The organism is Lactobacillus sp. UMNPBX17, assembly GCF_002553735.1.
GTDB lineage: Bacteria > Bacillota > Bacilli > Lactobacillales > Lactobacillaceae > Lactobacillus > Lactobacillus gallinarum.
In genome coordinates this window covers 38107-62051 of sequence record NZ_PCYT01000001.1, presented here as the reverse complement: position 1 = coordinate 62051, position 23945 = coordinate 38107, and the positions used below count along the sequence as shown (strand labels likewise).

The 23945-nt window shown below is 36.8% G+C and carries 25 protein-coding genes and 3 pseudogenes; 7 read left to right on the top strand and 21 right to left on the bottom strand.

Annotated elements, in window-relative coordinates:
* Positions 1 to 55: 55 nt before the first annotated feature.
* From phoU to rpmG, 11 genes are all read right to left on the bottom strand, one after another.
* Positions 56 to 733 (bottom strand): phosphate signaling complex protein PhoU, encoded by a 678-nt coding sequence (gene phoU, locus CP368_RS00395; protein WP_025005220.1) that lies wholly within the window; start codon positions 731 to 733, stop codon positions 56 to 58.
* A gap of 16 nt (positions 734 to 749) precedes the next feature.
* The gene (gene pstB, locus CP368_RS00390) at positions 750 to 1505 is read right to left on the bottom strand and encodes a phosphate ABC transporter ATP-binding protein PstB (RefSeq protein WP_098045615.1); all 756 of its coding nucleotides are present in this window, start codon (positions 1503 to 1505) and stop codon (positions 750 to 752) included.
* A 1-nt stretch (position 1506) separates the two neighbouring features.
* Positions 1507 to 2304, bottom strand: a complete 798-nt coding sequence (gene pstB, locus CP368_RS00385) for a phosphate ABC transporter ATP-binding protein PstB (protein ID WP_098043655.1) — start codon at positions 2302 to 2304, stop codon at positions 1507 to 1509.
* Positions 2305 to 2314: 10 nt separating this feature from the next.
* A complete protein-coding gene (gene pstA, locus CP368_RS00380; protein ID WP_098043654.1) occupies positions 2315 to 3202 on the bottom strand; it encodes a phosphate ABC transporter permease PstA in 888 nt (295 codons plus the stop codon).
* A 2-nt stretch (positions 3203 to 3204) separates the two neighbouring features.
* A complete protein-coding gene (gene pstC / locus CP368_RS00375) occupies positions 3205 to 4200 on the bottom strand; it encodes a phosphate ABC transporter permease subunit PstC (protein WP_025005224.1) in 996 nt (331 codons plus the stop codon).
* A gap of 3 nt (positions 4201 to 4203) precedes the next feature.
* On the bottom strand, positions 4204 to 5070 hold the full coding sequence (locus tag CP368_RS00370) for a phosphate ABC transporter substrate-binding protein (RefSeq protein ID WP_098043653.1): 867 nt from the start codon (positions 5068 to 5070) through the stop codon (positions 4204 to 4206).
* Positions 5071 to 5245: 175 nt separating this feature from the next.
* Entirely contained in the window at positions 5246 to 5938 is a 693-nt protein-coding gene (gene rplA, locus CP368_RS00365) for a 50S ribosomal protein L1 (protein ID WP_056945458.1), read from the bottom strand.
* 82 nt (positions 5939 to 6020) lie between these two features.
* Complete coding sequence (gene rplK, locus CP368_RS00360) at positions 6021 to 6446, bottom strand: 50S ribosomal protein L11 (protein ID WP_013853556.1); 426 nt, start codon at positions 6444 to 6446, stop codon at positions 6021 to 6023.
* A 127-nt stretch (positions 6447 to 6573) separates the two neighbouring features.
* Positions 6574 to 7131, bottom strand: a complete 558-nt coding sequence (gene nusG, locus CP368_RS00355) for a transcription termination/antitermination protein NusG (RefSeq protein ID WP_087175979.1) — start codon at positions 7129 to 7131, stop codon at positions 6574 to 6576.
* Positions 7132 to 7231: 100 nt separating this feature from the next.
* On the bottom strand, positions 7232 to 7399 hold the full coding sequence (gene secE, locus CP368_RS00350) for a preprotein translocase subunit SecE (protein ID WP_087175978.1): 168 nt from the start codon (positions 7397 to 7399) through the stop codon (positions 7232 to 7234).
* 8 nt (positions 7400 to 7407) lie between these two features.
* Complete coding sequence (gene rpmG / locus CP368_RS00345; RefSeq protein ID WP_003549092.1) at positions 7408 to 7557, bottom strand: 50S ribosomal protein L33; 150 nt, start codon at positions 7555 to 7557, stop codon at positions 7408 to 7410.
* A gap of 197 nt (positions 7558 to 7754) precedes the next feature.
* On the opposite strand from rpmG, the gene CP368_RS00340 reads away from it, so the two are divergent.
* From CP368_RS00340 to CP368_RS10660, 3 genes and pseudogenes are all read left to right on the top strand, one after another.
* A complete protein-coding gene (locus CP368_RS00340) occupies positions 7755 to 9497 on the top strand; it encodes a 1-deoxy-D-xylulose-5-phosphate synthase (protein WP_098043652.1) in 1743 nt (580 codons plus the stop codon).
* A 240-nt stretch (positions 9498 to 9737) separates the two neighbouring features.
* Positions 9738 to 9929: pseudogene (locus CP368_RS10665) on the top strand (helix-turn-helix transcriptional regulator); the annotation flags it as partial.
* Positions 9930 to 10010: 81 nt separating this feature from the next.
* Positions 10011 to 10502 (top strand): hypothetical protein, encoded by a 492-nt coding sequence (locus CP368_RS10660; RefSeq protein ID WP_233185773.1) that lies wholly within the window; start codon positions 10011 to 10013, stop codon positions 10500 to 10502.
* A gap of 9 nt (positions 10503 to 10511) precedes the next feature.
* Here the strand turns inward: CP368_RS10660 and CP368_RS00330 are convergent, their stop codons facing one another.
* The 9 genes from CP368_RS00330 to CP368_RS00290 form a co-directional block, all read right to left on the bottom strand.
* On the bottom strand, positions 10512 to 12014 hold the full coding sequence (locus CP368_RS00330; protein WP_098045614.1) for a gluconokinase: 1503 nt from the start codon (positions 12012 to 12014) through the stop codon (positions 10512 to 10514).
* A 113-nt stretch (positions 12015 to 12127) separates the two neighbouring features.
* Entirely contained in the window at positions 12128 to 12346 is a 219-nt protein-coding gene (locus tag CP368_RS00325; RefSeq protein ID WP_098045613.1) for a hypothetical protein, read from the bottom strand.
* 75 nt (positions 12347 to 12421) lie between these two features.
* Positions 12422 to 12967 (bottom strand): sigma-70 family RNA polymerase sigma factor, encoded by a 546-nt coding sequence (locus CP368_RS00320; protein ID WP_025005233.1) that lies wholly within the window; start codon positions 12965 to 12967, stop codon positions 12422 to 12424.
* 142 nt (positions 12968 to 13109) lie between these two features.
* Positions 13110 to 13862, bottom strand: coding sequence for a 23S rRNA (guanosine(2251)-2'-O)-methyltransferase RlmB (gene rlmB / locus CP368_RS00315; RefSeq protein WP_087175974.1), 753 nt, complete (start codon positions 13860 to 13862; stop codon positions 13110 to 13112).
* Positions 13849 to 14292 carry a Mini-ribonuclease 3 gene (locus CP368_RS00310; protein ID WP_025005235.1) on the bottom strand — a complete coding sequence of 148 codons (444 nt, stop codon included), beginning with the start codon at positions 14290 to 14292 and terminating at the stop codon, positions 13849 to 13851. The genes rlmB and CP368_RS00310 overlap by 14 nt, the downstream gene beginning before the upstream one ends.
* The gene (cysS, locus tag CP368_RS00305; RefSeq protein ID WP_098045612.1) at positions 14285 to 15718 is read right to left on the bottom strand and encodes a cysteine--tRNA ligase; all 1434 of its coding nucleotides are present in this window, start codon (positions 15716 to 15718) and stop codon (positions 14285 to 14287) included. The genes CP368_RS00310 and cysS overlap by 8 nt, the downstream gene beginning before the upstream one ends.
* Before the next feature lie 91 nt (positions 15719 to 15809).
* Entirely contained in the window at positions 15810 to 17309 is a 1500-nt protein-coding gene (gene gltX / locus CP368_RS00300) for a glutamate--tRNA ligase (RefSeq protein ID WP_098036390.1), read from the bottom strand.
* 75 nt (positions 17310 to 17384) lie between these two features.
* Entirely contained in the window at positions 17385 to 18761 is a 1377-nt protein-coding gene (gene radA / locus CP368_RS00295; protein ID WP_098045611.1) for a DNA repair protein RadA, read from the bottom strand.
* The gene (locus CP368_RS00290) at positions 18761 to 19312 is read right to left on the bottom strand and encodes a dUTP diphosphatase (RefSeq protein WP_025005238.1); all 552 of its coding nucleotides are present in this window, start codon (positions 19310 to 19312) and stop codon (positions 18761 to 18763) included. The genes radA and CP368_RS00290 overlap by 1 nt, the downstream gene beginning before the upstream one ends.
* A 136-nt stretch (positions 19313 to 19448) precedes the next feature.
* Between CP368_RS00290 and CP368_RS00285 the strand changes: the two genes are divergently transcribed.
* From CP368_RS00285 to CP368_RS00270, 4 genes and pseudogenes are all read left to right on the top strand, one after another.
* Positions 19449 to 19751 (top strand): hypothetical protein, encoded by a 303-nt coding sequence (locus tag CP368_RS00285; protein ID WP_025005239.1) that lies wholly within the window; start codon positions 19449 to 19451, stop codon positions 19749 to 19751.
* A gap of 330 nt (positions 19752 to 20081) precedes the next feature.
* Complete coding sequence (gene pepC, locus CP368_RS00280) at positions 20082 to 21431, top strand: aminopeptidase C (protein ID WP_098045610.1); 1350 nt, start codon at positions 20082 to 20084, stop codon at positions 21429 to 21431.
* 158 nt (positions 21432 to 21589) lie between these two features.
* Positions 21590 to 22425 (top strand): annotated as a pseudogene (locus tag CP368_RS00275) (RhaT/GlcU family sugar-proton symporter).
* 182 nt (positions 22426 to 22607) lie between these two features.
* Positions 22608 to 22936 (top strand): annotated as a pseudogene (locus tag CP368_RS00270) (hypothetical protein).
* Between the two features lie 66 nt (positions 22937 to 23002).
* On the opposite strand, the gene CP368_RS00265 reads toward CP368_RS00270, so the two are convergent.
* Positions 23003 to 23938, bottom strand: a complete 936-nt coding sequence (locus CP368_RS00265; RefSeq protein ID WP_087175969.1) for an AAA family ATPase — start codon at positions 23936 to 23938, stop codon at positions 23003 to 23005.
* Positions 23939 to 23945 lie beyond the last annotated feature (7 nt).

Sequence of the window (23945 nt, the reverse complement as noted above, 5' to 3'; positions counted from 1 at the left end):
AAATAATAACGTAAATAATTAAAAAAAGAGAAAAGCTGTGCTTTCCTCTTTCAATTTATATGGTTTTAGTCTCACTTGGATTCGTTAATTCTTCTAGTTCACCAGTAGTTTTGTAAACAACCCAGCTAGCTAAATTAACTATGTGATCTCCAATTCGCTCTAACAATCTAGTTACAACAAAATAACTAGATGATGCCACTGCTCTAGATGGATCATCTTCAATACCATCAACAATTAACTTTCGTGCTCTAACATAATCATGGTCAATTACGCCATCACGACTGGCAACTTCTCGCGCCATCTTTTCATCATCTTGTACGTAAGCCGTCAAAATTTGAATAAGCATGTGACGAACATTGTGAGTCATATTTGAAATGATCTCTTCAACTTCAGGAATTCTCGGATTACCCTTTACACGAATTGTTTCAAGAGCAATACTCATGGCATTTTCACCGATTCTTTCCAAATCAGTTGTTGCCTTCAAAATACTAATAACTACTCTGAAGTCAGTAGCTACTGGTTGTTGTAAGGCCATTAATTTCAAGGCCTTTTTTTGAATATCGATTGATTCAGTAGGAATCTTTTCTTCATTATCAACCATAGATTGAGCTGTCTTCTTATCATGATCAACAAATGCGCGTGTGGCTTGATCGATTTGATCATTTACAAAAACACCCATTTCCATAAATTGCGTGTTTAATTTCTTTAATTCATCTAAAAATATTTCGTGCATCTTTATACCTCAAAATTTAACCAAAACGACCGTTAAGATAATCACTCGTTATTTGCTTTTCAGGTGCAATAAACATTTCTTCAGTTGGCCCTGCTTCAATTAGATCACCATTCATTAAAAACGCTGTTTGATCTGAAATTCGCCCTGCTTGCTGTAAGTTATGAGTCACCATAATAAAAGTATATTGATGCTTCAATTCCATTAAGGTCTCCTCAATCTCACTACTTGATATCGGATCAAGCGCACTAGTCGGTTCATCCAAAAGCACTACTTTAGGTCTAACAGCCAAGGCACGAGCAATACAAATTCTTTGCTGTTGTCCACCAGAAAATGCTTGTGCATTGCGCTTTAAATTATCTTTAGTTTCTTTCCAAATAGCCGCTTGCTTTAGACTTTCTTCAACTCTTTGGTCAATTAAATCTTTATCTTTAACGCCAGCTATTTTTAAACCGTAAGCCACATTGTCATAAACCGAAAATGGAAATGGTGTTGGCTGCTGGAAAACCATGCCCACTTCTTTACGAAGGGCTACTAGATCCATTTTAGGACCATAAATGTCTTGTCCCTCGAACTTGATATCACCGGTAATTTTAATATTTTCAATATCATCGTTCATCCGGTTCAAGCAACGTAAAAACGTTGATTTACCACAGCCTGAAGGTCCAATCAAGGCAGTCAATTCTTTTTCTTGAAAGTTAAGATTGATGCCATGCAATGCCTCATAGTCACCGTAACTCAGATGTACATCTTTTGCTGAAATTATTGTTGTCATTTTAACCAAAACTTCCCTGAATATAATCTTCAGTAATCTTTCCTTTAGGATTTGTAAAAATATCCGCAGTGGAATTATATTCAATTACATGCCCTAAATGGAAGAATGCAGTATAATCACTAATTCTTGATGCTTGCTGCATATTGTGAGTTACCATAATCATTGTATATTTACTTCTAAGCTGCTTTAAAGTATCTTCTAGCTTTGAAGTAGAAACAGGATCTAGTGCACTAGCTGGCTCATCTAAAAGCAAAACCTCTGGCTTAACAGCTAAGGCACGTGCAATACACAAACGCTGTTGTTGACCACCTGAAAGTGCCAATGCACTTTTATCAAGTTTATCTTTTACTTCATCCCATAATGCAGCCGCACGCAAACTTTCTTCTACTATTTTATCCAGTTCCTGTTTATTATTTTGCCCATCAGCTTTTAAAGCATAGACAATATTTTCTCTAATTGATTTAGGAAATGGATTGGGACGCTGGAAGACCATTCCAATGTTTTTTCTTAATTCATAAACATTAATGTTAGACTTATTCACATCCAAGCCATGAAACCAAATTTTGCCATTAACCGTTGCTACTCGATCATTCATTCGATTAAGTGATCGTAAAAAAGTAGATTTTCCAGAGCCCGAAGCTCCAATTAAGGCCGTAATAGTATTCTTCTTAAACTGTAAACTAGCATCAAAAAGCTTTTGTACTTTTCCACCATACAAAACACTTAGATCCTTTGTAGAAAGCTCTAAATCATCCTTGGCAAAAGTTTTAACGTAGCTTTGTTTTAATTCTTGTTGCATCATATCACCTTTATTTAGCTGCGGTTAGCTTGCGGTACAATTTATTACCCAAATAACGTGCACCTAAATTAAACACAATTACCACAATCACCAGCAAAGCAGATGTAGCCGCAGAAACAATAGTTGCATCTGGAATAATTCCCTCAGTATTAACCTTCCAAATGTGAACGGCCAACGTTTCAGCGGGACGCATCACATTTAGTGGACTAGTCGGACTAAAAGGATTCCAGTCAGCATAGTTAATAGTAGAACCACTTTGACCAGCCGTATAAATCAAGGCAGCGGCTTCACCAAAAATTCGTCCGGCACTTAAAATAATCCCGGTTAAGATACCCGGCAAGGCAGCTGGCAAGACGATCCCGCGAATAGTTTTCCAATTAGATAAGCCTAAAGCTAATCCTGCTTCGCGTTGTTCTTGTGGCACGCCCTTAATGGCTTCTTCGATATTGCTGGTTAAAATTGGCAAATTGAAGAAGGTTAAGGCCAACGCACCAGAGATAATTGAAAAGCCTAAACCAAATTGCACTACGAACAGTAAGTAACCAAATAAACCCACAACGATTGACGGCAAGGAGCTTAAAATTTGGATAGTAGTTCTAATTAAATTAGTCACCCAATTGTCTTTAGCATATTCAGCCAGATAAATTGCTGCTCCTAAGGCGATTGGCAATGAAATAATAGTAGTTAAGACCAATAGATATAATGAATTAAATAATTGATCTCGCACCCCTCCACCAGCTTGATAAGATGAAGCCTCTGAGGATAAGAAATGCCATGATAAATGAGGAACACCAGTAATTAAAATATTACCTAAAATACCAGCCAGAATTAATACAACGATTCCAACTAAGATGTAGATAACAGCGGTTGCTAATTTATCTTTCTTTTTTGCATCCATCTTTATTTCTGGCCTCTCTTTCCAATTAACTTAACTAGGAAGTTAAATACTAATGACATAATCAAAAGCAATAATGCTAATGACCATAATGCATTGTTAGGCAATGTCCCCATAACGGTATTTCCCATTTGACTGGTCAATTGACTAGTCAAAGTTGCGGATGGACTAACCAAATTGTATGGCATAAGAACTGCATTACCAATAACCATCTGTACGGCTAATGCTTCACCAAATGCTCTAGCCATACCAAAAATTACCGCTGTCAAAATTCTAGGAGTTGCTACACGCAAGACAACATGGTAAATAGTTTGCCAATGAGTTGCACCTAATGCCATTGATGCTTTTCGGAAATGACTAGGTACGGCTTTTAGACTATCTACAGTTAAAGAAGTAATAGTTGGTAAAACCATGACGAATAAAACTAAAGTAGCTGCTAAAATACCAAAACCTGTTCCACCAAATAATGTTCTGATTACAGGAATAATGATCGTTAATCCTAAAAAACCATAAACAACTGATGGAATACCAACCAATAATTCTGTTACTGATTGTAAAAATGAAGCACCTTTTTTAGAGGAGTATTCTGTCATGTAGAGCGCAATGGCTACCGCAAATGGTGTAGCTACAAGAGCTGCTAAAAGCGTTACCGCAAACGAAGTAACGATCATTACTGCAGCACCGACGTGATTCTTTCCTTCACCAGGATCCCAATCAGTTGAGGTCAAGAAATGAAAGACATTTACATGATTATCAATAAAAGTTGCGAGGCCGTGATAACCTACAAAGCCAATAATGGATACAACTAATACTATAATTAATCCAATAGCAAAATAAGTTAATCCTTTACCCCAATACTCTTGATGAGTTTCTTTAGAAGGCTTAGTTAATTTCTCAATATCAACGCTACTCGGACCCATCTTTTTTAATTTAACGTGTGGGACCTGCTGATCAGCAATAGCTTGATCAACTACTTCTTTTAATTTATCTTTATCATTCATAAATTATTTTCCTACTTTGATAACTCGATTATCACCATCTCGAGTTACTTTCATATCATCAATACTCAAATAACCGATTTTAGGTACAAGATCATGTTGTACCTTTTTACCTAACATATACTTAATAAATGCCTTTGTCTTCTTGTCTGGTTCGCCTTTAGTATACATATGCTGATAAGCCCATAATTGCCACTTATTAGTAGTAATGTTCTTATTAGTTGGCTTAACACCATCGATACTAAGTTTTTGAATATTGTCACCATTAGCATATGGGAAAGATATGTAGCTAATTGTTCCAGGCGTCGTATCAACGATTTTTTTAACCGCACCATTTGAATCCTGCTCTTGAGACTTAATAGCTTTTTGCTTATGTAAAACAATGTCTTCAAAAGAGTCTCTGGTACCACTGCCTTTAGAACGATTAACGACAATAATTGGAACGTTCTTTCCACCAAGTTGTTTCCAATTAGTTAGCTTACCGGTAAAAATTTGTCGTAGTTGTTTCATAGAGACATTCTTAACACCGACGCCTTTATTTACAATTGGTACAATACCAACAACTGCGACTTTATAGTCTTTAAGCTTCTTTGCATCGATTCCCTTTTTAGTCTCTGCAAAAACATCAGAGGTTCCAATCTGAACAGCACCAGCTTGTACTTGGCTCAATCCAGTGCCTGATCCACCACCTTGAACAACAATGTTGCTGCTTGGATGGGTCAACCGATAATCATTACCAGCTTGCTCTGCTAGAAGCTGTAATGCACTAGAACCAACAATTGTAATTTTAGAATTATCTTTAGCACATCCAGTTACACAGGCTAACATCAACAACACTAAAATTAATATTTTTCCAATAGAATGTTTTTTCATTAACACTTTCCTTAAGTAAATAGAATACGATTTCATATAGACAATTAATGATACCATGTAAAAAAATGCTAGGTCAATCACGTCTAGCGCTTACCCAGCTCTAATTAAGTTAAGTTTTTCTTAAGCACAAAAAAAGTCTCGCATGTGCGAGACCTTTTATTAATCAGTTTTTAAATTAGTCCAAGTTTAATGGATCAAGCTTGATACCAGGGCCAAAAGTAGCTGAAACAGCAACACTCTTGATGTATTGACCCTTAGCTGAAGCTGGACGTGCACGTAAGATAACATCACGTAAAGCATCAAAGTTTTCAACTAATTGATCTTCAGTGAATGAAACCTTACCAATTGGAGTATGAATAGCTGCTTGACGGTCAACACGGTATTCTACTTGACCTGCCTTAACGTTCTTAACAGCCTTTTCGATGTCCATAGTTACAGTACCAGTCTTAGGGTTTGGCATTAAGCCCTTAGGTCCAAGGATACGACCCAAACGACCTACCTTAGCCATCATCATTGGGGTTGCAACTACAACGTCAAAGTCCAACCAACCGTCTTGGATCTTTTGTACTAAATCATCTGAACCAACAAAGTCAGCACCTGCAGCCTTAGCTTGATCAGCTTGTGGACCTTCAGCAAATACTACAACGGTTTGAGTCTTACCAGTACCATTTGGCAAAACAAGTGAACCACGAATTTGTTGATCTGCTTGCTTAGGATCTACGCTTAAGTTGTAAGCTACATCAATTGTAGCGTCGAAGTTAGCGTATGAAGTTTCCTTAACAAGTTTCATAGCTTCTGCTACTGAGTATAATTTATTTGAGTCTACCTTCTTGGCAGCATCTAAATATTTCTTACCATGCTTTGGCATGTGATTTCCTCCTTGTATATGTGGTCAAACGAGCTTCTCTAACTCTCCCACCTAAAGTGTTAACTAAATAAAATTAACAGGATTAGTCTTCGACTTCGATACCCATACTTCTAGCGGTACCTTCAACCATGCGCATAGCAGCTTCAATATCAGCAGCGTTAAGGTCTTTCATCTTAGTCTCAGCAATTTCCTTGACTTGATCCTTGGTTACCTTACCAACCTTCTTGGTGTTAGGTTCACCTGAAGCCTTCTTGATCTTAGCAGCTTGCTTTAAAAGCACTGGTGCTGGTGGAGTCTTAGTAATGAATTCGAATGAACGATCTTCATATACTGTAATAACTACAGGGATAATCATGCCCTTTTGGTCAGCAGTTCTAGCATTGAAGTCCTTAGTAAAACCAACAATGTTAATACCAGCTTGACCCAAAGCAGGACCAACTGGAGGAGCTGGGGTAGCAGCACCAGCTGGGATTTGTAACTTAACTACGTTAATAACTTTCTTTGCCACGGTCAAAACCTCCTTGATTCCGTGATGCGGTTAAAATGGAGAATTTTCCTTTTTTCTCCTCCCACAATAATAAACGTACCGTATTAGAATAACATCGTTTAGCTACAATTACAACTAAAATTTATAGTTATTCGTTTACATCTAGCTTTTTAACTTGATCGTAATCAAGTTCAGCAGTAGTAGCACGACCAAACATATCAACTGAAACATATAACTTGTATTTATCAGGTTGAATATCAGTAATCTTACCTACCATGCCATTAAATGCACCTTCAATAATAGTTACTGATTCACCAATTTCAAAGTTTTCAGTTGGCTTCTTAGCAGGTTGGCCTTGATTTCTAAGAAGACGTTCTATTTCTTCAGGAAGAAGTGGTGAAGGTTTTGAACCACCACCGTGTGAACCAACAAAGCCAGTTACGTTAGGGGTATTTCTAACGATAAACCAACTTTCGTCGGTCATAACCATTTCGACTAAAACATAACCTGGGAAAATCTTTTCTTCAATTTCTTGTTTCTTACCGCGAACAGTTTCGACTTTTTCTTCTTCGGGAACCATTACACGAAAGATATAATCTTGCATCCCCATGCTTTGAGCACGAGAAAGTAAATCTGACTTAACCTTGTCTTCATAGCCAGAATAAGTATGTAAAACGTACCATTGCTTTTTTGCAGTTTCGACCATAATTCTTCTCCTTGTTTTTGGGTAAACAAAAAAACCTCCCACAGAGGTTTTTCTTAGCTGTCATTATTATAACATGAACCAATAATAATTTCTATTCTGATTACATATGTTGAGTTAACCAGCTAAAGAGCCAGTCAAGTGCACCCAAATATGCAGCAAACAAAATTGAACTTGTAATAACAGTCATAGTATCATGTCTATTTTGTTTTGCAGTTGGCCAAGTAACCAATTTCATTTCATGGGCAACGCTCTTAAAGAACTTAATCATTAACCTTTTTACCTCGTTTCCTTGTGTAAAGTCATCTTACCGCAATGCTTGCAGAACTTCTTCAGTTCAAGTCGCTGAGTGCGATTTTTACTTGCGGTGATTGAGTAGTTGCGTGACCCACATACGCTGCAGGCTAAAGCTGCTTTTTTCACTGCCATAATCTCACTTCCAAACTTTTATATAAAAACACATACTTATTCAGTATTTTATACTGTCAAATGCAATTACGTCAATATTCTAAATTAGAATTACCAATAACTAAAACCTATCCTAATCCATAGCAACTTAATATTTCAAATAGTTCTATCACTTATCTATAATAAGTTTAACGAGTTTTTAGAAAGGACTACTTTAAATGAACAAACATCCAGAATATTTATTAAATAAAATCTCTGGTCCACAAGACTTAAAGAAATTATCTATCGCTCAAATGCAACAATTGGCACAAGAAATTAGAACCTTAATCTTAGAAAAAGACGCTACTGAAGGTGGGCACTTAGGACCTGATCTCGGAATTGTCGAAGCTACTATTGCTTATCATTATGTTTTCGATGCTCCAAAAGACAAGATTGTATGGGATGTATCTCACCAAACCTACCCACACAAGATGTTAACCGGCCGTGCTCTTGCTTGGCTTGACCCTGATCATTATGAAGATGTTACTCCATACAGCAATCCTGATGAAAGTCCATACGATTACTACGCCGTTGGCCACACCTCTACTTCAATTGGACTTGCAACTGGAATGGCAAAGGCTAGAGACCTAATGGGTAATCACGAAAACATCATGGCCTTAATTGGTGATGGTTCAATGACTGGTGGTCTTGCTTATGAAGGCTTAAACAATGCCGCAATTGAAAAACATAATTTAGTTGTGGTAGTTAATGATAACCAAATGTCCATCGATGAAAACGTCGGTGGTTTAGTCACTGCTTTAAAGAAGTTACGTGATTCAAATGGTGAAACTAAGGAAAATCCATTTATTGCAATGGGCTTCGACTATCGCTATGTTGCCGATGGTAATGATATTAAATCAATGATTGAGGCCTTTAAAGCAGTCAAAGATGTTGATCACCCTATTCTTTTGCATATCAATACTTTAAAAGGTAAAGGCTACAAACCAGCAATTGATGAAGAAGAGGCTCACCACTGGGTAATGCCATTCGATTTAAAGACTGATAAGCCATTAGCACCTGCTAGTGAGGCACCAACTGCTAATTCAGTTGCTTTAGATGTTGTTAGTGAAGAAATCGAAAAAGGCACTAACTTAATGGCAATCAACGCTGCTATTCCTGGTGTCTTTGGCTTAGATAAAATTAAGAACAAATATCCAGACCACTACACAGATGTTGGTATTGCTGAACAAGAATCTGTTGCTTTTGCAGCTGGTGCTGCTAAGGAAGGTGCAGTTCCAGTTTTATTTGAAAATTCCACTTTCTTGCAACGTGCATTTGACCAATTATCACATGATGTCGCAGCTAATGATTTACCAGTAGTCATGATGGTTGCTGGCGGCGGAATCTCAGGCACCAGTAAAACTCACCTGGGTATTTTTGACCAAGTAATGATTTCTAACTTGCCTAACTGGATTTACTTAGCTCCTACTAATTTAGCTGAAGAAAAAGCCATGATGACGTGGGCGATCAAGCAAAGAAAACACCCTGTGGCTATTAAGATGCCAACTAAGGCTGTCCCTGAAAATGGTGACGCTCAAGAAGATTACAGTAAAATCACCTACCAAATTAAGCCAGGTAAAGACGTTGCTGTCTTAGCTTTGGGCGACATGTATGCAATATTTGGTGAAAAAGTAGCGCAAGAACTTAACGCGACCTTAGTTAACCCAGTTTCAGCTAATATTTTAGACAAAGACGCTCTAGATAAATTAGCTAAAGAAAATAAAGTCATCGTCACTATTGAAGACAATACTTTAGATGGTGGTTTTGGTGAGAAGGTAGCTTCCTACTTAGGCGACAAAGATGTCAAAGTTTTGAACTATGGTCAAAAGAGAGTTTACACTGATCAAACGCCATTAAAGGATATTTTAAAGGAGAACCGAATGACAGTTGACCAAATTGTTGAAGATATCAAAAATGCTTAGAAATTAATAATTATATCTAAAAAAATCTTCGGGTGATTTATCCGAAGATTTTTTCATGGCAAAATAAGTCGAGTAGTTTTTCAATTAATCCTGCATAATACAAGCTGTAAGGAGGTAAAAATTTTGGAACAAATTGAATCAGTTCAACAGATGCAAGAATTTATTCAAAATCATTTGTCTGAGCAGATCACACTTACTGCATTATCAAAGGTTTCATTATATTAACCTTGGTATTCCTATCGTCTATTCGTAAGCTATCTCAACATGACGCCAGCACAATATATCAGACGGGTGCGTTTATCACAAGCTGCGTTAAAATTGCGAGATTATCAAGATCGCATTACTGACATTGCATTAGAAAGTGGCTTTAAGAGTGTAGATGGTTTTCAGCGAGCTTTCTACCGCGAATTTAAATGCAATCCTAGTGAATAGGCTGCACATCCTGTTCCAATTTATCTATTTAATCCTTATGGCGTTAAATACAAACCTAATAGATATAGAAAGGAGTCTCCCATGAACACTACTAAGAAAATTTCTATTCAGGTTGTTGATAAACCTAAAAGAAAAGTAATTATTAAACGCGGCATTAAGGCAACTGACTACTTAGACTACTGTGATGAAGTTGGCTGTGAAGTATGGGGATTGCTTAAAAGTATTAAATCAATTAGTGGAGACCCTGTTTGCCTCTGGCTACCCACTAAATATCGTAAACCCAACACTTCCGAATATGTTCAAGGTGTTGAAGTAGCAACAGATTATAACGCTGCAGTACCAAAAGGGTTTGACATTATTGAATTACCCGCTGCTAAATATTTAATGTTTAAAAGTGCACCATTTGCAGAAGAAAACTGCGGTGCAACTATTGAAGATGTAAGAGCAGCAATTAAAGAATATGATCCTAAAACTAAAGGCTATCTTTGGGATGAATCCAATCCAAGAATTCAACTTGAACCTATCGGAAGCAGAGGTTACATTGAAATGCTGCCTATTAAGAAAATAGATTAGACATATCCTCTAATTTTTAGAATGCATCTTTTGAAAAGAAGATAATTTTTGATAAGAAGTAGCTAAATCATTCTCAATTTCACGATAAAGTGGAACCATTTTTTGATAAATAGCTGCTTCTTTTTTGTGGGGATAATAAACTTTGTCATTTTCAACAAATTGTCCTATTTCATCAATCTTTTTATTTAGCCCTAATACCTGTCTTGCTAAAAACATAGCTGCAAGCGTTCCACTTTGTTGCTCCTTCATCGTGACAATCGGCACATCAAAAATATCAGCACACATCTGTCTAATAAAATCACTTTGCATAAATCCGCCAGTTGCATTTATCGCAGCTGGTTTTTTAGTACTCTCAATTAACCCCGTTGCTGCATCGTAAAGATTAAAGATAATCCCTTCGATTACTGCTTGTGCCATCTCAGCCTTGGTATGCTGACGAGTCAGGCCAACAAAAGAACCACGAGCCTTTGCATCCCAAATAGGTGCACGCTCTCCACCTAAATATGGTAAAAAGATCAAGCCTTTACTACCAACCGGTGCATTTTTAGCCAATTGCAGGAAATCCTCTACTGTTGCTTTTTCATCTAGCAAAGTTCGTCTTGCCCAATCCAGTACAATTCCACCATTATTTACTGGACCGCCTAATAAAAATTGCTGTTTGCTTGCTGGATAACAAAAATAACGCGCATCTTGATCTATTTGTGAATTTTTAACAATCGTTCGCACGGCACCAGAAGTACCAACATTTAATGCAAAATGATTTTCGTCCACAACATTTACACCTACCGTGGACAAATAGCCATCGCTTGCGCCTAAAACAATCTTCGCGTCCGAACTTATCCCCAGGTTATGCACATATTTTGCACAAATTTCTCCAACAACCGTTGCTGGATCAGCTAAACTCGGTAATTTAGCTGCATCAATTTCTGCCGCTTTTAACAAATCTTGATCCCAATCTAATGTTTTTAGATTAAGCATCCCTGTTCCAGCTGCCATCGTTGTATCTGTTACAATTTTGCCAGTCAAACGATAAATAATATATTCCTTAATCCCAATCCATTTTTGTACCAGGTGAAAAAGATCAGGATTACTCTGCTTTAGCCATATCAATTTATAAATCGGAGCCATCGGATGGAGCGGCATTCCCGTTTTTTGATAAATCTTCTGTGCTAAGTCAGTCTCTTTTGCTTCTTCAACTACAGTGGTGCAGCGATTATCTGCCCAGGTAATGCTATTAGTCAAAACTTGATTATTTTTCCCTAGCCCAATTAAACTGTGCATTTGACTCGACCATGAGATTGCTGCAATTTTCCCCTGCACTTCTTTAGCCAATTTAAAAATAATCTTTTGCACCGCATTAAAGATTACCTGTGGATCTTCTTCTGCTTGCCCTAATTCCTTTTGAATTAATGGATAGCTTTGACTTACAATCATAATAGTTTGACCATCTAAATCATATAGCACTCCCTTAGTTGCAGTTGTTCCAATATCTATGCCAATTATGTATTTCATAAATTTAATCCTTATTCATTTTTTGCAACAAAAAAACAGCTGCTGGAGAGCAGCTGCCTTGGTAGTCAAACATGCGTGACCACGGTGCGTAGAACATTGTTTTTTAGTCGGATTTACTTCTTAAGATTTTCGTTAACGAAGGCTTCGATTTTATCATCTGAGTCTTTCAAAAATGGAAGCATATCTTCTTCCGTCTTCATGGTATCTCTACCATTCTTTTCCATAAAGTAGTCCCAAAGGGCATCTCTAACTGGCATGTTTGAATCACTCCAGTCAAAAGCTTCCTTCATGTGACGGTCTAACAATGCAGTCTTAATAATTTCGTCTGCCATCTTAAATTACCTCCTAAAATATTCTACATTTAGTATTATACCGCACTTTCTTTTGATCAGCTACAAATTGAAATATTAAAAAAGAACATTCCTCATCTTTTGAATCGTTCTAGATCTCGCCCGTAATAGTTTGGCAGCTCCAATATTCAAATGATTAATTACATACTCAACGCTCATCTCACCTAAAATTGTTAATAATGCAATTAGTTCAAGCCGGGATAAGCTTTTGACAAAATTATTATAAGTATCATCAATTGGAATCGCGAGTTCAGAACGTTTAGGCTCATTAATACTTTGCAAATCAAGTCTCTCTAAAGAAACCGAATTATTATACGTTCGCCGCCTTAATGCAGTATGATAGCGTACCAAAGTTCGCGCATGATTAGTCAACTTAGCTTTATATAAACCCGCAAAATTGCCTTTACGCTCAGAATAAACCATGGCCGCTTCATAACAAATAATCATCGCCTCTTGCTGCCAATCATTTTGATCATAATGACGTAAATAATATCCCTTCAGCACTTTGTTGACTAGGGGTTGATATAAAGTAAACAACTCCTTTAAGGCTTCGTCATCTCCTCTTTTAACTTGCTTAATCAACTTCTTTTCTTTAGCTTGCATTTATATTTCCTCTCAACTTTTCTTCGTTGAGAATACCTGCATCCCTCTGAAGTCGAGAAGAAAACAAACGTTTATTGTCACACAACTATTTCCCTGTATAAAAAAAGATGGACAAAGCTATCTCTTTGTCCACCTCTATTAATTAATGCAACGGGTGTCTACTATTATAAGCCTGATAAAGTAAAACTCCTGTAGCCACACTCGCATTCAAAGATTGCACATGCCCAATCATTGGTAAAGTGATTGTTTGATCCATTTGCTTTTTAAGCAATGGCGCAATTCCCTTACCTTCATTACCAATTACTAAAACCGTTTTTCCTTTAGCATTCCATTCACGATAATCCGTACCAGCCATATCTGTTCCGAATACCCAATAGCCGCGCTTTTTTAATTCTTTGGTAGTTTGTACCAAATTATTGACGCGAGCAACTGGCACATAATCGATTGCCCCTGTTGAAGTTTTTGCTACAACTGAGGTCAATCCTGTTGCATGGCGCTTAGGAATAATAATCCCGTCAACACCAGTGGCATCAGCAGAACGCAAAATTGAACCTAAATTATGAGGATCTTCAATTGAATCAAGCATCAATAAAAATGGTTCTTTACCTTCATCATCAAATTGATCCAATAATTTGCTTAAATCGGCATATTCAAAACTAGAAATAGCCAAAACTAAGCCTTGATGATTACCACCATCAACCAAACGATCAAGTTTATTTTTAGGCACATTTTGAATTACTAATCGCTTCTTTTTACAAATAGCATAAACCTGATTAGCAAAATCTTCTTGAATACCATGTTGTAAAAATACTTTATTAATTTTATCAGCACTTTGTGTCTTTAAATAATCAAGACCAGCATGGCGTCCAAAAACGAAATCTTTACTTGAAGTCATAATCTTTTAATCCATCCTCTTCTACGGTATTAATGCACCATTCAGTCAACTCTTGAACGCGATCATTTTTATTCAATAAATCAAGATAACCAATCATAGCTTCAAAACCAGTGGATAATTGATAGGTCTTTAAACTAGTATTTTTAGCTTTAGTATGACTCTTGGCATTACGACCGCGGCGGAAAGCTGTTAATTCAGCTTCAGTTAATCGCTCTTCATCTTGCAATTTAGTAACTAAGCCGGCTTGAGCTTTAGCTGAAACATAATGAGTCGCTTCACGCTGCAAGACCTGCGGCTTAACAATTCCGCCTTTAACTAAATGACGGCGAATGATTACTTCATAAACTGCATCCCCCAAATAGGCAAGCGTTTGTCCATTCAAAGTATCCGGATTTACTTCTTCTTCCGTTAATTTCTTTATTTTAATCACGAGTCCACCTTGTCCCTTGTGGAGTATCTTGAATAGTGATACCCATTTCTTTTAATTGATCACGGATTTGATCACTAGTTTCCCAATCCTTGTTCTTACGTGCTTCATCACGCTTTTTAACCAATTGATCAATTTCATCATCATTTGAACCTGCACTTTGACTGCAGAGCTTTTCAGTATCGATACCAAATACCAACAGCCATGCGGAAAGCTTATCCTTAAAAAGCTTCAATGATTCTTTATCAGCTTTTTCTGCATTGGCATTAGCGTTAATTACTGGCAACAAATCATAAATAGCGGTTAAAGCATTTTGAACATTAAAGTCATCATCCATTGCAGCTTCAAATTCTTCATTTGTTTTATTAATAGCAGTTGCTAACTCACTTGAATCTTCACTTGGCGTGTCATCTTCAAGACGGTAATTGATGTTAACTAAAGTATTTTTAAATCTATCTAAAATAGTAGCAGCTTGTTGCAAGTTTTCTGCAGAATAATTAATCTGACGACGATATTGTACGCTTGCCATAAAGAAACGCAAAACTTGTGGATCAACTTCTTTTAAAATGTCGTGTACAGTCACAAAGTTGTGTAATGACTTAGACATTTTTTCTTGATCCTTACCCACAGTCACAAAACCATTGTGAAGCCAGTAATTAACGAATTTTTTACCAGTTTTAGCTTCACTTTGGGCAATTTCATTTTCATGGTGCGGAAATTCCAAGTCTTGACCACCGCCATGGATATCAATTGTGTCACCTAAATATTTAGTAGACATTACTGAACATTCAATATGCCAACCTGGACGCCCCTTGCCCCATGGAGAATCCCAAGCAATTTCATCTGGTTCTTTTTGAGCTTTCCAAAGAGCAAAATCAATTGGGTCTTCCTTTCGATTTTGTTCTTCATCATTGATATGTTCTGAAGCGCCCTCTTCAAGTTGTTCAATATTTTGATCACTGAGCTGTCCATAATGCTTAAATTTCTTAGCACGGTAATAAACATCACCATGACTCTCATAAGCATAGCCCTTATCAATTAAAGTTTGAACAAAATTGATGATCTCTTTAATTTCATGAGTAGCACGGGGATGCAGTGTTGCCGGCTCGATATTTAAAGCAGTTGTATCCTCTAAAAACGCATTAATAAACTTTTCAGCTAACTTAGGAACCGTGGTACCTTCAGCACGGGCTTCGTTAATCATCTTGTCATCAACATCAGTAAAGTTAGAAACATACTTAACCTTATAGTCCTTGTACTCCAAATAGCGTCTAATAGTATCAAAGGCAATTGAGCTACGAGCATTTCCGATGTGAATATAGTTATACACAGTAGGTCCACAGACGTACATGCTAATTTGTCCTGGAACTAAAGGTTTAAATTCTTCTTTTTTACGCGTCAGTGTATTATATACTTTCACGGCTAACACTTATCCCTTCTGTAAAAATAGCTATCCTTATTTTAGCAAATGAAAAAAGAAGTTGCAGTTATCTGCAGCTTCTTTTTCTAATCGTCTTTAATTAAAGACCATTTTCACTCATTTGCTTTAAGGTTAAGTCGATGTGTTCAACCACACGCTTCTTACCCAAAAGTTCCATAGCTTCACCAATACCAGGGCCCACCATTGAACGAGTAGTAGCAATTCTGATTGGCATAAAGAGCTTTCTGCCCTTAACGCCAGTTGCCTTACGAGTAGCTTGAATAGCACCCATAATTTGAACTGAAGTAAATCTTGGGATAAGGTCTAATTGCTTCTTGAATTCTTCAATTACACCACGACCATCATCATTCTTGATTTCTTCAATTTCTTCATCTGAAAGATCCTTAGTATCTTCAAAGAAGATCCTAGCCATGTCAACGATTTGCTTAGTGTATGACATTTGTACTGAGTAAATGTTAACCAATTGACGAATCCATTCCATCTTTTCTGGAGCTGGATGTTCATCAACTAAACCTGCTTCTTGCAAGTTGTTCAAAGCAAGGTCAAGCAAGGTATCACGATCAGCCTTCTTGATGTATTGGTTGTTAATCCATTCAAGCTTCTTTTGGTCAAATGCAGCAGGTGACTTAGACAAACGAGCTGGATCAAATTGCTTGATGAATTCGCGCTTGTTAAAGATTTCGTTTTCACCCTTTGGTGACCAACCAAGAAGAGTAATGAAGTTAAACATAGCTTCTGGCAAGTAACCAAGGTCACGATATTGTTCAATAAATTGAAGAACTGATTCATCACGCTTAGAAAGCTTCTTACCAGTTTCTGAGTTAATGATCAAAGTCATGTGACCGAACTTAGGTGGTTCCCAACCAAGTGCTTCATAAACAACTAATTGCTTAGGTGTATTTGAAACGTGGTCATCACCACGAAGTACGTGGGTAATCTTCATCAAGTGGTCATCAATTACAACGGCGAAGTTGTAAGTTGGCATACCATCACGTTTTTGAATAACGAAGTCACCACCGATGGTGTCTGATTCGAATTCAAGGTGGCCCTTAACGATATCATCCCATGAGTAGGTTTCCATTTCTGGAATATGAATACGAACAACTGGCTTTAAGCCCTTAGCCTTAGCTTCTTCTTGGGCTTGCTTGATTTCATCAGCAGTCATGCCTTCATATTCATAAGTGTAGTGAGGTGCAACACCCATAGCACGTTGTTCTTCACGTTGTTCTTCAAGTTCTTCTTCAGTCTTGTATGAGTAGTATGCCTTACCTTCATCGATCAATTGATCAATATACTTTTGGTAAATTTCTTTTCTTTCTGATTGACGGTATGGACCGTAGTCTCCACCTTTATCTGGACCTTCATCCCAGTCAATACCTAACCAGTGAAGGTTTTCCATCTGAGACTTGGAACCACCCTTAACGTTACGTTTTTGGTCGGTATCTTCAATTCTCAATACCATAGTACCCTTGTTATGACGGGCGAATAAATAGTTAAAAAGTGCAGTACGTGCGTTACCAATGTGCAAGTGACCAGTTGGACTTGGTGCATATCTTACACGGATTTTTTCTTTAGCCAAAATTCATGCCTCTTTCAAAATAGTAAATTCAAACAATTTTAGTTTACTCGTTATATAGGAAGAATTCAATCTGTGCTAACCAAAAACTAATTTTAATGCTTGTGGAATACTGGAAATCGGAATTACTTCAATCCCGTTTTCCGTTAAGCTTTGATACATATTGTGTTTAGGAATAAAAATACGTTTAAAACCTACCTTGGCAGCTTCCTTTACTCTTGCTTCGATTTTATCAACGCGGCGTACTTCGCCGGTCAACCCTACTTCACCTACGAAACAATCAGTAGGCGAAATTTCTTTATCGGTATAACTTGATGCAACTGACATTGCAATTGCCAAATCGATTGCCGGTTCATTTAACTTGATACCACCGGTAGCCGTTAAATAGACATCCTGATTTTGAAGCATCAAATTGCCTCTTTTTTCAAGTACGGCTAACAATAATGATGCTTTATTAAAACTAATTCCTGAAGTAGTTCTTTTAGCATAACCAAATGCAGTTGGTGTTACCAAAGCTTGAATTTCTGCCAAAAGCGGACGTGTTCCTTCTAGTGAAACTACCACGGCTGAACCGGTTGAGTTAGGCAGTCTTTGATCAAGAAAAATCGATGATGGATTAGTTACTTCACGTAATCCTTCATTTTCCATCTCAAACATCCCGATTTCATTAGCAGCACCAAAACGATTTTTCACGGAATGCAAAATCCGATACGTATGATGTTCATCCCCCTCAAAATAAAGGACAGTATCCACCATATGTTCCAAAATTTTTGGACCAGCAATTGCACCTTCTTTAGTCACGTGTCCAATTACGAAAACGGTAATCGCGTCCATTTTAGCAATTTTCATCAATTCACTAGTGACTTCACGTACTTGTGAAGCAGAACCGGTCATTGAATCAAGACTTGGTTCATTCATCGTTTGAATAGAATCAATAACGACAAAATCCGGCTTAACATCATTAATCTGTTCGCGAATATCATGCATATCCGTTTCTGGATAAAGCAACATATTGCTTTGACCGACTCCAAGACGGTCCGCTCTCAATTTAATTTGGTTAGCTGACTCTTCCCCTGAAACATAAAGAACCTTATATTTTTCTGCCAAATCACTCATAATCTGTAACATTAAAGTTGATTTACCAATTCCAGGGTCACCACCAATTAAGACAAGAGATCCGGGGACAATTCCGCCACCTAAGACACGGTTTAATTCCTCAGATTTAGTTGGAATTCGCTCTTCTTTTTCCGCCTTAATTTTATCCAAATGAACTGGTTCATTAATTCCCGTTTTTTGAATTAAACGACTGGCGGTTGCCTTAGTAGAACGCTTTTGCACTTCTTCAGTTTCTTTTTCAAATTGATTCCATGCACCACAATTAGGACAGCGTCCTAAGTAACTAGCAGAGATATAGCCACAGGAACGACATTTATATTGTGTTTTTACTCTAGCCATTAATCATCTTCCTCTTCATTAGTTGAACCAAAGCCACTTAATCGCGCACGACTAATCGGATTGTCATCATCGGTTTTTAAATACTTCATAAAAATTCCTTGTGCAATTCGATCGCCTTTATGGATATGCAGTGGACAAACTCCGTAATTTAACATTTGAACAAATAACTCACCCTCATTATTGGGATTATTGTAATAATCTGCATCAATCACACCGATACCGTTAGGTAAAGATAAGTGTTTCTTAAATGTATTGGATGAGCGATTAGCCAAAATTAACACTTCATCCTCTGGCATATAAACTTTTAAACCAGTTGGCACCAAAATCGGCTTTAAAATTTTATCAGCCATTTCAAAATCGCGTTGATACAGTTGATGTCCATTACGAATCAAGCGAAAGATTCTAACGAAATCCAAGCGCCAAATGCTAGGAATAGTGATATCTTCAGCAGCTTCAATATCATAACCCGCACTAGCTAAAGTTTGACGACGTGGTAAATTAATTTCCTTATCTTGATACTTCTTTACTACTTCAAATCCGCGTGTTTTCATTTCGATAACTCCATTTACTACTTTTCATTTAACAGATATATATTCTACAATGTTTTGAGTAAACACAAAATATTTAACTCTCTATTATTTATTACGCAAAAAAGAGTGATTTTTTCTTTTAAAAAGGTGAAATTTTATGTTTGACATTAATAAATCACATCTATCATTTGAAGATCATGATGATAGCAACGTTTTAACCAGTAGCTGGACGATGGATAAAATAAAAAGAAATGACGGTACCGTTTGGGTGATGAATCATTTCTTTATTAATCCTAATTCTAATTTAGAAGAGGCATTAGAAAAAGAAATGCCTACCGCTTTATCCGTTGCCCAAGAATCCGGCTACCCTATTTGGCCACTTGATCCAATAGTTATCAACTATTTTGAAAAGCATCCCGAATTTCACAGTATTTGGTATCATCAGCCTTACACAAAATAAGAGTCCACATACGTGGGCTCTTATTTTCTTTGCAATTGATTATATTTTGCACCATCTGGTAACTTGAAATCTATTTTGTTATAGCCATTCCAAGTCGTTTGTTGCTCTACCAATTTAGTTCCATTATTTTCACTACTACATCTTAATACCCCTGCATCGTACCCATTACTAAAATCGAGATAGGCCGAACTTTTTAATTAATCTTTATCGTGATATAAAATTTTTATATATCTTATCTAAAATAGGTATATCAATACTAGTAATAGACTACTTCCTTTTTATCAGCTAAAATATAGAATGAAGAGGTATATATTAAAAGGAGGATTTTTAATGGCAAAAGAAATTAATAATGATACCATTGCAAAATTTGAAAATGATTTAAACAATCATCCTGTTTTTAACGTTGCAAGTCACGCAGCACAAGAAAACGGCATTTACAAAGCAAGTCAAAACTTACAAACTAAGATCGACCTAGACCCAACTTTCTCAATTGAAATTGATACTGGTAAGCCAGCTGATCAAAAACAATCAGGCCGTTGCTGGATGTTTAGTGCTTTAAACACTATGCGCCACCCATTACAAAAGAAGTTTAAGTTAAAGGACTTTGAATTATCTCAAAACTACACTAACTTCTGGGATAAATTTGAAAAATCTAACTGGTTCTTTGAAAACGTAATTGCAACAGCTGATAAAGACTTAGGCGATCGTAAGGTTTCATTCTTATTCACTACCCCACAACAAGATGGTGGTCAATGGGACATGCTTTGCGGCATCATCGAAAAATACGGTATTGTGCCAAAGAGCGTTTACCCAGAAACTGCTAACGCAACTAATTCAAGTGCATTAAACGATACTTTGAACACTTTGCTTCGTAAGGACGGTCTTGAATTACGCAGACTTGTTAATGCTGGCAAATCAGAAGACGAAGTACAAGCTCGCAAAGAAGAAATGTTAAACGATGTCTTCCGTGTTCTCGCAATTTCACTTGGTGTTCCACCAAAGAAGTTCAACTTTGAATACCGTGATGATGATCACAATTATCACATCGACAAGGACATTACACCTAAAGAATTCTTCGATAAATATGTTGGTATGGATTTAGCTAACCACATTTCAACTATCAATGCCCCAACCAGCGATAAGCCTTTCCACAAGGTATTCTCAGTTGAATACTTGGGTAACGTTGAGGGCGGTCGTCAAGTTCGTCACTTGAACTTAAAGGTTGATGAAATGAAGGATTTAATCATCAAGCAATTGAAGAGCGGTGAAGTTGTTTGGTTTGGTTCAAACGTTGTTAAGGATTCTGAACGTCGTGCTGGTCTGCTTGACACTAACCTTTACCGCCGTGATCAATTGTTTGATGTTGACTTCTCAATGTCTAAGGCTGACAAGCTTGACTCAGGCGAAAGCATGATGGACCACGCAATGGTCATCACTGGTGTTGACATTGTTGACGGCAAGCCAACTAAGTGGAAAATTGAAAATTCATGGGGTGAAAAGCCAGGCTTTAAGGGCTACTTCGTAATGAGTGATTCATGGTTTGACTCATTTGTTTACCAAGCAGTTATCAACAAGGATATCTTGCCAGAAGACCTCAAGAAGGCTTACGACGAAGGCAAGGATAACCCAATTCAATTATTGCCATGGGACCCAATGGGTGCTTTAGCATTTAAGTATTAATAAATAATTTTATTCAACATACTTGAAAGACTAGGAATGTAAGTTAGGCATTCCTAGTCTTTTTTCTCCATAAATCAAAATAATTTGCTAGCAATTTAATTTTATTTTATTTAGTTTATTATTATGTTTATACTTACAAAAAATAAGTATGGTGATTTATGAATATACTCATTGCTTTAATTCCAGCACTTGGTTGGGGTATTTTTCCGCTCATTGCTGGTAAAATCAAAAACGGTCAACCTGCTAATGAATTAATGGGATTGGGAACTGGTGCATTAATAGTCGGTATTATTACAGCCATTATCCATCCTACCAATTCCAACCTTACGATATTTTCATTATCATTGATTTCCGGAATCTTTTGGACGATTGGACAATCTGGACAATTTATTTCAATGCGCAATATTGGCATCAGTAAAACGATGCCTTTATCGACAGGTTTACAGTTGATTGGTAATACCTTAATTGGAGCCATAATTTTCGGAGAATGGACTAGCGGTTCTCAATATTTAATTGGTACTTTAGCCTTGGTATTAATTACGTTAGCTTGACCGCTCTCAGCAAAGATAAAAGTGCAAAGCTCAAAATAAGAGATATTATTTTATTGCTCTTCACATCAGTTGGTTATTGGATTTATTTATCATTTCCAAAAGCTATTACAGCCGATGCGCAGACCCTATTTTTACCACAAATGATCGGTATTTTTATTGGTAGTATCATCTTTTTATTGGTATCTCATCAAACCAAGGTATTAAAAGAAAAAGCTACCTGGCTTAATATCTTTTCCGGCTTTTCATTCGGTATTGCCGCATTCGCATATATCTTTTCAGCTCAACTAAATGGTGTTATTACTGCTTTTATTTATAGTCAACTTTGCGTAATAATTTCTACCTTAGGCGGTATTTTCTTCATTGGTGAAAATAAGACTAAGTTAGAATTAGTTGCAACTTTCGTTGGCTTGATCTTAATTATCATTGGTGCAGCTATTCAATGAAATACTAAAACTAACGAAGACTTCAGATGATTTATTCTGAAGTCTTTTTGTATTTACTATCAATATCATAAATCTATAATGCTTTCACATTTCCAAGTGCATATTCTTGCTTTATTCAAAAATGAACCATACAATGAAAGCGTATTTAGTAGAGATTATCATTTACCTAGGAGGTAATAAACATGACAGATTATTCAAAGAGACAATTGAAAGCTTTAGACAGATTTTCTAAGAAGATTAGTGACGCTGAAAGTCACTTAGCTAGAATCGAAGATTCAGTTCCTGACCGTCGTCACCGTACTGCACAACATGAAACAATTAAGGACATTAAGTCCATTTTAAAGCATGCTAGAAAAGTCGGTGAATATGACGCTAAGATCGAGCTAAAGCTGATGAAAAGCTTGATAAGTTAAGTGATACTGATGGCTACGATATTAAACGTTATCGTGAAGAACACCACTCACTTGAAAAAGCTAAGGAAGTTTTAGCAAAAGCTGGTAAATTAGAATAATTTATTCAGCAAAATAAAAAAGACACAGTTAGGTAAGAAAATCTTACCAACTGTGTTTTTTTGTTTTTACCAAATATGTAACAAACGTGTTGGGTCTAACTTGCTTAAGTTAAACTGATGAACGTGCTGCTTAGAATTTTCTGGAAATTTCTTAACAAAATCGGCTACGTTGTAGAGCCCTGTTGAATATGTCCAAACTCCCTTAATTTTTCTAATCGGATCTAGCATTTCATTTCTGATTGGGTAAGCAGAAATCAAGAAATGCTTGTGATGAAACTTGAATACAAAGTATGGTAACTTAAATTGTTTTACAGCTTCATCTTCGGTCTTAGCAATTGAAACTACATTGCGATATGTACCATATTTTTCAGTAAACTTTTCATTAAATGAAAAATAGAAATTAGAGATATGCACATGTGGAAAATCTTCTTCTTCCACTTGATCTGGAACTGCAATCACATGTGCATAACTATCTAAATTACTTTCTCTTTGGGACAAAGCGTGATCCATCTGATTAGGGACAATCTTGTGTGCCCAATATGGTACTTCAGGATGGGCTTCATATGAACGATACATTTGCTTAACTACTTCTGGTTTTACCCAGTCATAATGTATTCTTGTCTGGTTACGTTTAAGCAAATTCTCTAATGTATTGTGTTGCATCAAATCAACCACAAAACATTCATAATGATACTTATCCACCCATGACTTAAAATGTTCAATTGCACTTGGAACAATATGCGTTCCATCGACAATTACGGTTTCCCCATGTTCCATCTTGTGTTCTACAAGGTGATCCACCATTTGCTCAGTACGCACTGTTACGTGCCGCGGAATAACTTGGTGTAATACATCCGCATCCTCTTGATAATAAACTGTCAAATCCGCCAATAATAACCTTATTTGATCTCGACTAATCGCATAAGGCGTTAAGTGATGGCGTGCAATAAAAGAAGATTTACCGGAGCCAGGTGCACCTCGTAATAAAAATAATTTACGCATGCCTAAT

Excerpts from the sequence above, each read along its gene's own strand:
- CP368_RS00370 (WP_098043653.1), bottom strand. The coding sequence starts at position 5,070 with ATGAAAAAACATTCTATTGGAAAAATATTAATTTTAGTGTTGTTGATG.
- CP368_RS00265 (WP_087175969.1), bottom strand. The coding sequence starts at position 23,938 with ATGCGTAAATTATTTTTATTACGAGGTGCACCTGGCTCCGGTAAATCT.
- CP368_RS00330 (WP_098045614.1), bottom strand. The coding sequence starts at position 12,014 with ATGAAATACATAATTGGCATAGATATTGGAACAACTGCAACTAAGGGA.
- rplA (WP_056945458.1), bottom strand. The coding sequence starts at position 5,938 with ATGCCAAAGCATGGTAAGAAATATTTAGATGCTGCCAAGAAGGTAGAC.
- pepC (WP_098045610.1), top strand. The coding sequence starts at position 20,082 with ATGGCAAAAGAAATTAATAATGATACCATTGCAAAATTTGAAAATGAT.
- pstB (WP_098045615.1), bottom strand. The coding sequence starts at position 1,505 with ATGACAACAATAATTTCAGCAAAAGATGTACATCTGAGTTACGGTGAC.
- rpmG (WP_003549092.1), bottom strand. The coding sequence starts at position 7,557 with ATGGCAGTGAAAAAAGCAGCTTTAGCCTGCAGCGTATGTGGGTCACGC.
- rlmB (WP_087175974.1), bottom strand. The coding sequence starts at position 13,862 with ATGACTTCAAGTAAAGATTTCGTTTTTGGACGCCATGCTGGTCTTGAT.
- phoU (WP_025005220.1), bottom strand. The coding sequence starts at position 733 with ATGCACGAAATATTTTTAGATGAATTAAAGAAATTAAACACGCAATTT.
- nusG (WP_087175979.1), bottom strand. The coding sequence starts at position 7,131 with ATGGTCGAAACTGCAAAAAAGCAATGGTACGTTTTACATACTTATTCT.
- radA (WP_098045611.1), bottom strand. The coding sequence starts at position 18,761 with ATGGCTAGAGTAAAAACACAATATAAATGTCGTTCCTGTGGCTATATC.
- pstB (WP_098043655.1), bottom strand. The coding sequence starts at position 2,304 with ATGCAACAAGAATTAAAACAAAGCTACGTTAAAACTTTTGCCAAGGAT.
- pstC (WP_025005224.1), bottom strand. The coding sequence starts at position 4,200 with ATGAATGATAAAGATAAATTAAAAGAAGTAGTTGATCAAGCTATTGCT.
- secE (WP_087175978.1), bottom strand. The coding sequence starts at position 7,399 with ATGATTAAGTTCTTTAAGAGCGTTGCCCATGAAATGAAATTGGTTACT.
- CP368_RS00290 (WP_025005238.1), bottom strand. The coding sequence starts at position 19,312 with ATGAAAACACGCGGATTTGAAGTAGTAAAGAAGTATCAAGATAAGGAA.
- CP368_RS10660 (WP_233185773.1), top strand. The coding sequence starts at position 10,011 with ATGAACACTACTAAGAAAATTTCTATTCAGGTTGTTGATAAACCTAAA.
- pstA (WP_098043654.1), bottom strand. The coding sequence starts at position 3,202 with ATGGATGCAAAAAAGAAAGATAAATTAGCAACCGCTGTTATCTACATC.
- CP368_RS00340 (WP_098043652.1), top strand. The coding sequence starts at position 7,755 with ATGAACAAACATCCAGAATATTTATTAAATAAAATCTCTGGTCCACAA.
- CP368_RS00320 (WP_025005233.1), bottom strand. The coding sequence starts at position 12,967 with ATGCAAGCTAAAGAAAAGAAGTTGATTAAGCAAGTTAAAAGAGGAGAT.
- CP368_RS00285 (WP_025005239.1), top strand. The coding sequence starts at position 19,449 with ATGTTTGACATTAATAAATCACATCTATCATTTGAAGATCATGATGAT.
- CP368_RS00325 (WP_098045613.1), bottom strand. The coding sequence starts at position 12,346 with ATGGCAGACGAAATTATTAAGACTGCATTGTTAGACCGTCACATGAAG.